The following is a 9,964-nucleotide window of genomic DNA, read 5'->3' on the forward strand; positions in this document are numbered from 1 at the left end:
GCGCCGCAGCCTCCCGGGGGGAGCATGCCATCGGCGTGTCGACGGTCGGGTTTCCCTGTCTCGCCTGGCCTGGGCAGCCAACCGGATCGACAACCAGCATCTAGGGCGCGGATCGGACCGATTTAGGGTTTTCGAGTGACCTTACGAAGATTTAATATCCGGGAGGCCGCTAGAGACCACCCGTCCGGCGCAAATAGGCCGTGGCGATCTCGCGCATCCGCTTGCCATCAAAACTTGGTCCGTGGCCGCCATGGCCGATGCGGATCGGCAGGTCGAGCAGCCGCTGCATCGTGCGGCGATAGGCGCCACGGTCGGAATCCGGCAGGTCGTCGATCAGTATGGAATCGTAGATGGCGTCGCCGGCGAAGAACAACCCGTCGGCCTCGTCGAACAGCGCAATCGAATCCGGGGAATGACCGGGCAGATGCAGCACGCGGAACTGCCGGTCGCCGAGATCGACGATGTCGCCCTCGTCGAGGGTGCGGGTCAGCGGCGCCGGTGGAATCCTGTAGTCTGCCGCCTTCCACCCCGGCGCCGGCAGTTTGGAGACGGCGCCGTCGAGATTGTGGAACATGTAGGCGTAGGTCACCGCTTCATCCATGGTCTCGAACGTTGCGGCGCTGTGGCTAGGCCCCGCCCGCAACGGAAACTCGTGCAGCGAGCCGACATGGTCGAGATGGATATGGGTGGCGACCGCAAGCAGCGGCTTGCCGGCGGGCGTGTCGATCTCCGGCGCCAGAGGGCAGATGCCCATGCCGGTGTCGACCAGAAGGTCGGCATCGCGGCCTTTGAGATGCCAGATGTTGGCGCTTACGAAATCATGCACGAACGGCTCGGTCAGCATCGTTGTCTTGGCATCGATAATTGTCTTGCCGAACCAGTCACCAACAACACGTTTGCCGCCAAACCGGTCAGCCATCAGACGAAGGGCTTCCCGACCTTGTACTTCTCCGGCACCAGCCGCTTGAGATAGGCCATGCCGGCTTCCGACAGCTGGTTGACGTCGGGCTTCATGAAATCGTCCGGCATGTGGCGCGTCTTGCCGGCGACATTCTTCAGCGGCACCTTCTTCAGCACGGTTTTCGTGCCATCAAATTGCAGCGCCACCGAACCGCCGCCCTGTTCGGCGACCGCGACGGCAAAGGCGCCGGCATCGAAGGCTTCCTGCGCGTCTACCGCGTTGATGGCGCCGACATAGCCGCGCGGCATGTAGCCGAGCGCATCGACACGCGCCCGCTTGCCCGGCAGCCCCTCGGCCAGCGCGCGCTCGAGCGCCGCCGGCAGGTCGCTGCCCGACAGCTTGACGTTGCCATGCGCGTCGCGCTCGAGTTTTTCCGGCGGCACCAGGCTTTCGACCAGCGCCTTGCCGTCGGCGGTGCTGACGCCTTCGGAGACGGCGACGATGCAGCGCTTGTGGCGGTCGAGCGTGGCGCGCACATCGTCGATGAAGCCCGCGGCCGAGAACGGCCGCTCCGGCACATAGACGAGGTGCGGGCCACTGTCGGGGTCGAGCTGCCATGCGGCCGCGGCGGCGGTGAGGAAGCCGGCGTGTCGGCCCATGACGATGCCGACATAGATGCCCGGCAAGGCGCGGAAATCGAGATCGACTGACAGGAAGGCGCCGGCGACGAACTCGGCCGCGGAAATGAAGCCCGGCGTGTGGTCGTTTTCCTCAAGATCGTTGTCGATGGTTTTTGGCGCGTGAACGAAAGCAATGCTTCCGCCGGCGGCGTCGGTCAGGATCTGCTGCGTGCCCGAGGTGTCGTTGCCGCCAATATAGATGAAGGCGTCGGCGCCGGCCTTCTTCAGGCCGTTGAGAATGACCTCGCAATAGGCGGCATCCGGCTTGTCGCGTGTCGAACCCAGCGCAGCACTCGGCGTTGCAGCGATCAGCCGCAGCCGGTCCTCGGGGATGGAAGAGAGATCGGCGTAGTTGCCGTCACGAATGCCGCGCACGCCGTGGATGGAGCCGAGAACCTTGGCGCCGGGATGCCGCTTGCGGATCTCGAGCGCGGCGCCAACCATGGTCTGGTTGATGACGGCGGTGGGGCCGCCGCCCTGCGCGATGACAAAGGTTCCTGACATTCTTCTTCTCTCCGGGATGGTGGCTTCGCAGGCACATTCGCCTGTCTTGGCGCATCACGCAACGGGAGAAACCAGAGCATGGTCCCGAAAGATCATGCTCAAACAAGAGATCGCGCAGCGGCCATGCGGGCCGCCGCGACGTCAGACGACGACGACCGGGTTTTTCTTGGAAACGCGGCTGTAGAGGTCGATGATGTCCTGGTTGATCAGGCGCACGCAGCCCGACGACATCGCCTGGCCGATGCTCGCCCACTCCGGCGAACCGTGGATGCGGTAGCCGGTGTCCTTGCCGTCCTGGTAGATGTAGAGGGCTCTGGCGCCAAGCGGATTGGTGAGGCCGCCGGGCTGGCCGTTTTGCCACTTCACCAGTTCCGGCTTGCGGGCGATCATTTCGGGCGGCGGCGTCCAGACCGGCCATTCCTTGCCGTACTGGATGTTGGCGCGGCCGGACCAGCGGAAGCCATCCTTGCCGATCCCGACGCCATAGCGGATGGCGTCGCCGCCGGGCTGCACCAGATAGAGCATGCGCTCCTGCAGGTGGACGACGATGGTGCCGGGCGCTTCGCCGGTCTGATCGACGACGATCTGGCGGCGGAACTCCGGCTTGACCTTCTTGTAGGGCACTGCAGGTACGACGAAACCGCCATCGGTAAGCGAAGCATACATCACATCCGGGCCGGTGATGTTCTTGTCGACGCTGATGGCGGGACGGACGGGGTGGACCGAGCCGGTGGTGAGATCGTCGAGCTGTAGCTGCGGCAGCTCGAGTGTCTGGGTGCTGCAGCCGGCAACGCCGAGCAGCGCCATGGCGCCGGCGCCCGACAGCATGGTGCGGCGGGAAAGCTGGAATTCAGTATTTTCGATTGCGTCGCCCTGAATTGGCGGCGTCAGACTTTGCGGCAACTCACGCATGCAACCCAAACCCTACGCTATCGGCGGAAACACGGTCCGGCCGGATATAGGCATTTTCACCAATCATGGTTGAAAAAGCGTGAAGACGTGCTGGATGGTATTAACTGAGATCCGATGCTTCCGCGCTCTGGCTGACCAGACCGGCGTGTTCCTGATTTTCGAACTTGCCTCTTTACATCTTCGCGGGGCCAAGGATTTATCCTCTTCTTTAAGCTCAAGGAGACGACCATGTCCTTCGAAAACTGGGCTGCCTTTGCCGCCGCCTCGGCCATCCTTCTCATCATTCCGGGTCCGACCATCCTGCTGGTCGTGTCCTATGCGCTGGGTCAGGGCTGGCGTACCGCGCTGCCGATGGCGGTCGGCGTGGCGCTTGGCGACTTCACCGCCATGACGCTGTCGATGCTTGGCATCGGCGCGCTGCTGGCGGCGTCAGCCACTGTGTTCACCGTGCTGAAGGTGATCGGCGCCTGCTACCTGATCTATCTCGGCATAAAGCTGTTTCGCGCCGGCGGCGCGCTGCGGGCCGAGCCGCGCACCGATGCGGTATCGGCGGCCAGGATGGCAGCGCATGCCTGGCTGGTCACCGCGCTCAATCCGAAGAGCATCACCTTCTTCGTCGCCTTCCTGCCGCAGTTCCTCGACCGGCACGCCGATTTCTGGACGCAGATGCTGATTTTCGAAACCACCTTCCTGGCACTCGCCTTCGCCAATGCCTTCGGCTACGCGCTGATCGCGGCCAGAGCCCGCAACGTGGTGCGCAATCCCAAGGCGATCCGCATCTTCAACCGCACCGGCGGCACGCTGCTGGTCGGCGCCGGCATCGCCACGATGGCGATGCGCTCGGGGAATTGAGGTCGGGCGAAAACCAACCGGTTTGGTGAGCTCCAAACCGCGGTTGGCACGCCCGGCGCCGATGCTCTAGGATCGCATCCAGCTTTGGGATGGCGGCTATCGGCAAGGACGCAACATGGCAGTCAAGGATGCATTCGGCCTGACATATTCGGGCGCGACGGAGGCCGGGTTCTCGCCCTACAGCCAGGCGGTGCGCGAACTGCAGTGCTTTATCGGCGACCCGGTCGGCTCCGTCGACCGCGCCATTGCGCAAGATCCCGACTTCGTCATGGCGCATGTGTTCAAGGGCTATCTGTTCGGCCTCGCCACCGAGCGTGAGGCGACGGCGGTGGCTAAAGCTTGCCACCAGGCGGCGCTGCCGCTGGCCGCCACTGCGCGCGAGCAGGCGCATGTCGCAGCCCTTGGCCACCTCGCCGGCGGACGCTGGCACGACGCCGCCCGTATGCTGGAGGACATCGCAATCGAGTTTCCACTCGACATGGTGGCGCTGCAGACCGGCCACCAGATCGACTTCTTCACCGGCAATGCCCGCATGCTGCGCGACCGCATCGGCCGCGCGCTGCCCTCCTGGCAAAGCGGCATGCCCGGCTACCACGCCATCCTCGGCATGCAGGCCTTCGGGCTGGAGGAGATGGGCGACTATATCAGGGCCGAAAAGCTCGGCCGCACGGCTGTCGAGATCGAGCCGCGCGACGGCTGGGCACAGCATGCGGTCGCCCATGTCATGGAAATGCAGAGCCGGCAAAAAGACGGCATCGCCTGGATGCGTGCCAACCCCGAGGCGTGGACCAAGGAAAGCTTCCTGCAGGTGCATAATTGGTGGCATCTGTCGCTGTTCCACTACGATCTCGGCGAGACCGACGAAGTGCTCGAGCTCTATGACGGCCCGATCTACGGGACGCCGTCGACGCTGGCGCTCAACATGGTCGATGCCTCGGCGATCCTGTGGCGGCTGCATCTCGGCGGCGCCGATGTCGGCGACCGCTGGGCGGCGCTGGCCGCCAACTGGCCCAAGGCCGGTGCCGGCGATTATGCCTTCAACGATGCGCACGCGATGATGGCCTTTGTCGGCGCCGGTCTGGAGGCGCCGGCCAACACCCTGCTCGAAGCCCAGCGCGAGGCCATGCGCGCCGACGACGACAACGCCGCCTTCACCAGGGATGTCGGCCATCCCTTAACGCTCGCCATCAAGGCATTCGGCGACGGCAATTATGCCGAGACGGTGCGGCTGATCCGGCCCATCCGGGCGATTGCCCACCGCTTCGGCGGCAGCCATGCCCAGCGCGATGTCATCGACCTGACGCTGATCGAGGCGGCCTTGCGTTCGGACGATCAAGCCCTGGCAAAAGCTCTCGCGGCGGAGCGCGCGCTGGCGCGACCGGACAGTCCGCTGTCGGCGCTGTTTTCCCGGCGTGCCGCCGATTTGTCAGAGAATTGACCCGAAGCGGATCTTGTTTTAAAAACTGGCCAAGCCAGATTTTTTCGAGACCCGAAAAAATTACCGGCATGGGGAGGAAAACATGTATCTCGGGCTCGATCTCGGTACGTCGGGCGTCAAGGCGCTGCTGATCGATGCCGGGCAAACTGTCGTCGGTTCCGGTCATGCGTCGCTTGATGTGTCGCGGCCGCATCCCGGCTGGTCGGAACAGAACCCCGCCGACTGGACCCGCGCCTGCGAGGCGGCGATCGCCGAGCTGAAGGCTTCGCATCCGGAAGAGCTTGCCGCGGTCAAAGGCATCGGCCTGTCCGGCCACATGCATGGCGCTAGCTTGCTCGACGCCGGCGACCAGGTGCTGCGCCCCTGCATCCTGTGGAACGACACGCGCAGCCATGCCGAAGCCGCCGCGCTCGACGCCGACCCGCGCTTCCGCAAGCTGACCGGCAACATCGTTTTCCCAGGCTTCACTGCGCCCAAGCTGGCATGGGTGAAGAACAACGAATCCGCCATTTTCGCCAGGGTGGCCAAGGTGCTGCTGCCGAAGGATTTCCTGCGGCTCTGGCTGTCGGGCGAGCATATTTCGGAAATGTCGGATTCGGCCGGCACCGCCTGGCTCGATGTCGGCAAGCGCGCCTGGTCGTCCGATCTGCTGGCCGCCACCTCGCTCGATGAAAAGCAGATGCCGTCGCTGGTCGAGGGCACCGAGAAGGCCGGCGGCTTGCGCAGCGAACTGGCCTCGAAATGGGGCATGGCTTCAGGCATTCCGATCGCCGGCGGCGCCGGCGACAATGCGGCCTCGGCCTGCGGCATGGGTACGGTTGGTGCCGGCCATGCCTTCGTCTCGCTCGGCACGTCGGGCGTCCTGTTTGCCGCCAACGCGGCCTATCTACCCAACCCGGCAAGTGCAGTGCACACGTTCTGCCATGCCTTGCCCAACACCTGGCACCAGATGGGCGTCATCCTGTCGGCGACCGATTCGCTCAACTGGCTGTCGGAGATCACGGGGAAAGGCGCCGGCGAGCTGACATCAGAGCTCGGCGAGGCGCTGAACGCTCCGACCAGGGTCTCCTTCCTGCCCTACCTCTCGGGCGAGCGCACGCCGCACAATGATTCCGCCATTCGCGGCTCCTTCACCGGCCTGGCGCATGAGTCGAGCCGTGCCGTCCTGACCCAGGCGGTACTGGAAGGCGTCGCCTTCGCCTTCCGCGACAGTCTGGAAGCGCTGAAGACGGCCGGTACGACGCTGACCCGGGTCACCGCCATCGGCGGCGGCTCGCGCTCGCGCTACTGGCTGAAAGCGATCGCTACTGCGCTGCAGGTTCCGGTGGACATTCCCGCCGACGGCGATTTCGGCGCTGCTTTCGGCGCTGCCAGGCTCGGGCTGATTGCAGCGACGGGTGCCGATCCGCTCAGTGTCTGCACGGCACCAGCAACGGATGCCACCGTGGAGCCGGACGCCTCATTGGTTGGCGCTTATGCGGATGCCTATCAGCGGTACCGGGCACTTTACCCGGCTATCAAGGGCGCCACGGCGTGAGTTGGGCCTTGGCCGATAACCCAATTCCGCGGGCCAGCGCTGCCCCTCACCTGCCTGCCGGCATCCTCTCCCCGTATAGTAACGGGGAGAGGGGCGCGGTCATCGATGATTTCGCCAGTCACCAGCGTTGCAAAAAAGCAGCCGGCATGGCCGACAGCTCCCTTCTCCCCGTCACTATACGGGGAGAAGGTGCCGGCAGGCGGATGAGGGGCGGCACCAGCGGTTGGCACTTCCCACCACACCTTGGCCGATTGCCCTCACTGCGTTGGCACTTTATCGAGAAACCCGGTGACGCTCTTGAGCCGCCCGTTCTCGATGACTCCGATGTCGGTGCCTTCGATGACGGAGTCCGTCCCTTCCGGTCCGAGATTCCACGAGAAGCGGATCGTGTCGGCAAAGCCGTCGGGCTTGCCCTTCAGCGAGAACCGGAAGCCGGCAAAGCGCTGCTGCACGCCGTCGATGAGGGCGGCGACACCGTCATGGCCGTCGCCCTGCATGAGCGGATCGCGGTAGCTGACGTCTTCGGTGAATGTCGCCTTGAGCAAGGCCGCTCGGCGGTCCGCATCGCCTTCGTTCCAGGCAGTGATGTAGTTCTGGGCGATCGTGTTGAGGTCGGTCATGGTCTGTCTCCTTCGTTGAGTGGCTTTGACACGACCCTTTTCGGCCAGCGAAAGAACGAAACCAATTACGCCTGAGGTAATCAGGGCGAACTATTCGAGAGAGGAAAAAAATCATGAGCAGCGGATTTTTCGGCGACATCAAGACGATCAAATATGAAGGCCCGGATTCGACCAATCCACTAGCCTACCGGTTCTACAACCCCGACGAAGTCGTTGCAGGCAAGCGGCTGGAAGATCATCTGCGCTTTGCCGTCGCCTATTGGCATTCCTTTGCCTGGCCGGGCGGCGATCCGTTCGGCGGCCAGACTTTCGATCGTCCGTGGTTCCCCAAGGCCGGCGGTGTCGACACGATGGAGCTGGCCAAGCTCAAGGCCGACGTCGCCTTCGAGATGTTTTCGCTGCTCGGCGCGCCATATTTCTGTTTCCACGACGCCGACGTCCGGCCGGAAGGCAAGGATTTCTCCGAGAGCGCGGCGCGCCTCGACGAGATCGCCGACTATTTTGCCGGCAAGATGAAGCAGACCGGCGTCAAGCTGCTCTGGGGCACGGCGAACCTGTTCTCCAACCGCCGCTTCATGTCCGGCGCGGCCACCAATCCCGATCCGGATGTCTTTGCCTATGCGGCGGCGACGGTGAAAAGCTGCATCGACGTCACCAAGCGGCTGAAGGGCGAGAACTATGTGCTGTGGGGCGGTCGCGAGGGCTACGAGACGCTGCTCAACACCGACCTTGCCCGCGAGCAGGAACAGGCCGGCCGCTTCCTCAGCCTCGTCGTCGACTACAAGCACAAAATCGGTTTCAAGGGTACCATCTTGATCGAGCCGAAGCCGCAGGAACCGACCAAGCACCAGTACGACTATGACGTCGCGACGGTCTACGGTTTCCTCAAGCGCTTTGGGCTGGAGAAGGAAGTCAAGCTCAACATCGAGCAGGGCCACGCCATCCTGGCCGGCCATTCCTTCGAGCACGAGCTGGCGCTGGCCAATGCGCTCGGCGTCTTCGGTTCGATCGACATGAACCGCAACGACTACCAGTCGGGCTGGGACACCGACCAGTTCCCCAACAATGTTCCGGAGATGGCGCTGGCCTACTACCAGGTCTTGCAGGCCGGCGGCTTCAAGACTGGCGGCACCAATTTCGACGCCAAGCTACGCCGTCAGTCGCTCGATCCGCAAGATCTGCTGATCGGCCACATCGGCGGCATGGATTCTTGCGCACGGGGTCTCAAGGCCGCGGCACGCATGGTCGAGGACAAGGCGCTGTCGGGTCCGCTGGCCGAGCGCTACGCCGGCTGGAACTCGGCCGAAGCCAAGGCAATGCTTGCCGGCAAACGGACGCTGGAGGAGATCGCCGAGCGCGTGGTGAAGAAGAAGATCGAGCCGCAGCCGAAATCCGGCCGCCAGGAACTGCTCGAGAACATCGTCAACCGTTACGTCTGAAGCCTGACCTCTGGACTGACATCCGCCGCGCTTGGCTGAAAGCCGCCGCGGCGGGTGTCCCCTGAAGGAGGTCCTGCAGGAAACGTTCGAAGGCACCTCGGGGGCGCCCAGCGATCATGATCGACTGGATGAATGGGGCGCTGCAGGGCGGTTCAGACCCACGCAAGGACGGCTGCGCAATCGGTATTCTGGCAGCAGAGCGGACACCCCTGAGCGGCCGGCTTCGGCATTTCGAGAACGCCAAGTGGCGCGGAATGTTGCAGATCAAATCTTCTCAGCACGGTCGCCAAAGTGCGTGGTAAGACCGCGACGGCGCAACCAGCGGAGTCTGATTTGACCATGCCTTCTACGACCAAGCGTGCGCTGATCATCGGGGCGGGTGCTGCCGACGGCATCGGCTTTGCCATTGCGCGGCAGCTCGGCCTTGCCGGTCATGCCGTTTTCCTGAACGGTGCCAGCGCGCGCGTACTCGATCGCGCCGCCGAGCTTTGCGCCGAAGGCATCAATGCCAAAGCCGCGGTCGCCGATCTCACCATCGCGGCCGAAGTCGCGCGGCTGCGGGCCGATGTCGGCGCTGTCGACATCCTGGTCAACAATGCCGGCATGGGTTCGCTGGCATCGCCCTCGGCSGAYAAGGCGTTTCTCGCCATGACCGAGGCCGAYTGGGACCAAGGGATCGACGTCAGCCTSAAGACCGCATTCCTGGTCACCSGCGCGTTTYTGCCGGCGATGGTAGAGGCGGGCTATGGGCGCATCGTCAATGTGGCGTCGGTTACCGGGCCGCTGGTGTCTTTCGAAGGCACGGCAGCCTATTCCGCCGCCAAGGCCGGCATGGTCGGCCTGACGCGCACGCTGGCGCTCGAAGTGGCAAAGAGTGGCGTGACAGTCAATGCCGTGGCCCCCGGCTGGATCGAAACGGGCTCGTCGAGCGCAATGGAGCGGCAAGCTGCCCTGCACACGCCACCGGCGCGGGCTGGGCGACCGGACGAGGTTGCCGCAGCGGTGGTGTTCCTGGCATCGGAAGGTGCGAGCTACGTCAACGGCGCCCTGCTGGTGGTCGACGGCGGCAACAGCCTTCAGG

General features: G+C 64.3%; 9 protein-coding genes. 5 read left to right on the forward strand and 4 right to left on the reverse strand.

The window, feature by feature from the left end; all coding sequences use genetic code 11:
• Nucleotides 1-169: 169 nt before the first annotated feature.
• The 3 genes from AC1DXN_RS10235 to AC1DXN_RS10245 all read right to left on the reverse strand — a co-directional run bounded on the left by AC1DXN_RS10235 (nt 170) and on the right by AC1DXN_RS10245 (nt 2,997).
• Nucleotides 170-919: an MBL fold metallo-hydrolase gene (locus tag AC1DXN_RS10235; RefSeq protein ID WP_477240916.1), complete on the reverse strand. Its 750-nt coding sequence runs from the start codon at nt 917-919 to the stop codon at nt 170-172.
• The gene (locus AC1DXN_RS10240) at nt 919-2,085 is read right to left on the reverse strand and encodes a diphosphate--fructose-6-phosphate 1-phosphotransferase (protein ID WP_477240914.1); all 1,167 of its coding nucleotides are present in this window, start codon (nt 2,083-2,085) and stop codon (nt 919-921) included. Before AC1DXN_RS10240 ends, AC1DXN_RS10235 begins: the two co-directional genes overlap by 1 nt.
• Nucleotides 2,086-2,226: 141 nt before the next feature.
• A complete protein-coding gene (locus AC1DXN_RS10245) occupies nt 2,227-2,997 on the reverse strand; it encodes a L,D-transpeptidase (protein WP_477275919.1) in 771 nt (256 codons plus the stop codon).
• Between the two features lie 228 nt (nt 2,998-3,225).
• Between AC1DXN_RS10245 and AC1DXN_RS10250 the strand changes: the two genes are divergently transcribed.
• From AC1DXN_RS10250 to xylB, 3 genes are all read left to right on the forward strand, one after another.
• The gene (locus tag AC1DXN_RS10250) at nt 3,226-3,849 is read left to right on the forward strand and encodes a LysE family translocator (RefSeq protein ID WP_477275921.1); all 624 of its coding nucleotides are present in this window, start codon (nt 3,226-3,228) and stop codon (nt 3,847-3,849) included.
• A gap of 115 nt (nt 3,850-3,964) precedes the next feature.
• On the forward strand, nt 3,965-5,287 hold the full coding sequence (locus AC1DXN_RS10255) for a tetratricopeptide repeat protein (RefSeq protein ID WP_477275923.1): 1,323 nt from the start codon (nt 3,965-3,967) through the stop codon (nt 5,285-5,287).
• A gap of 82 nt (nt 5,288-5,369) precedes the next feature.
• Nucleotides 5,370-6,824 carry a xylulokinase gene (xylB, locus tag AC1DXN_RS10260; protein ID WP_477275925.1) on the forward strand — a complete coding sequence of 485 codons (1,455 nt, stop codon included), beginning with the start codon at nt 5,370-5,372 and terminating at the stop codon, nt 6,822-6,824.
• Between the two features lie 257 nt (nt 6,825-7,081).
• Here xylB and AC1DXN_RS10265 read toward each other — a convergent pair whose 3' ends face one another.
• Nucleotides 7,082-7,444, reverse strand: a complete 363-nt coding sequence (locus AC1DXN_RS10265; protein WP_477240904.1) for a nuclear transport factor 2 family protein — start codon at nt 7,442-7,444, stop codon at nt 7,082-7,084.
• 113 nt (nt 7,445-7,557) lie between these two features.
• Here AC1DXN_RS10265 and xylA point away from each other — a divergent pair, with 113 nt between their 5' ends.
• The gene (xylA, locus tag AC1DXN_RS10270; protein ID WP_477240902.1) at nt 7,558-8,883 is read left to right on the forward strand and encodes a xylose isomerase; all 1,326 of its coding nucleotides are present in this window, start codon (nt 7,558-7,560) and stop codon (nt 8,881-8,883) included.
• Between the two features lie 339 nt (nt 8,884-9,222).
• The coding region (locus tag AC1DXN_RS10275) for an SDR family oxidoreductase (protein WP_477421537.1) at nt 9,223-9,964 on the forward strand (742 nt) is incomplete at its 3' end.

It is taken from the genome of Mesorhizobium sp. P2_H9, from assembly GCF_056403215.1.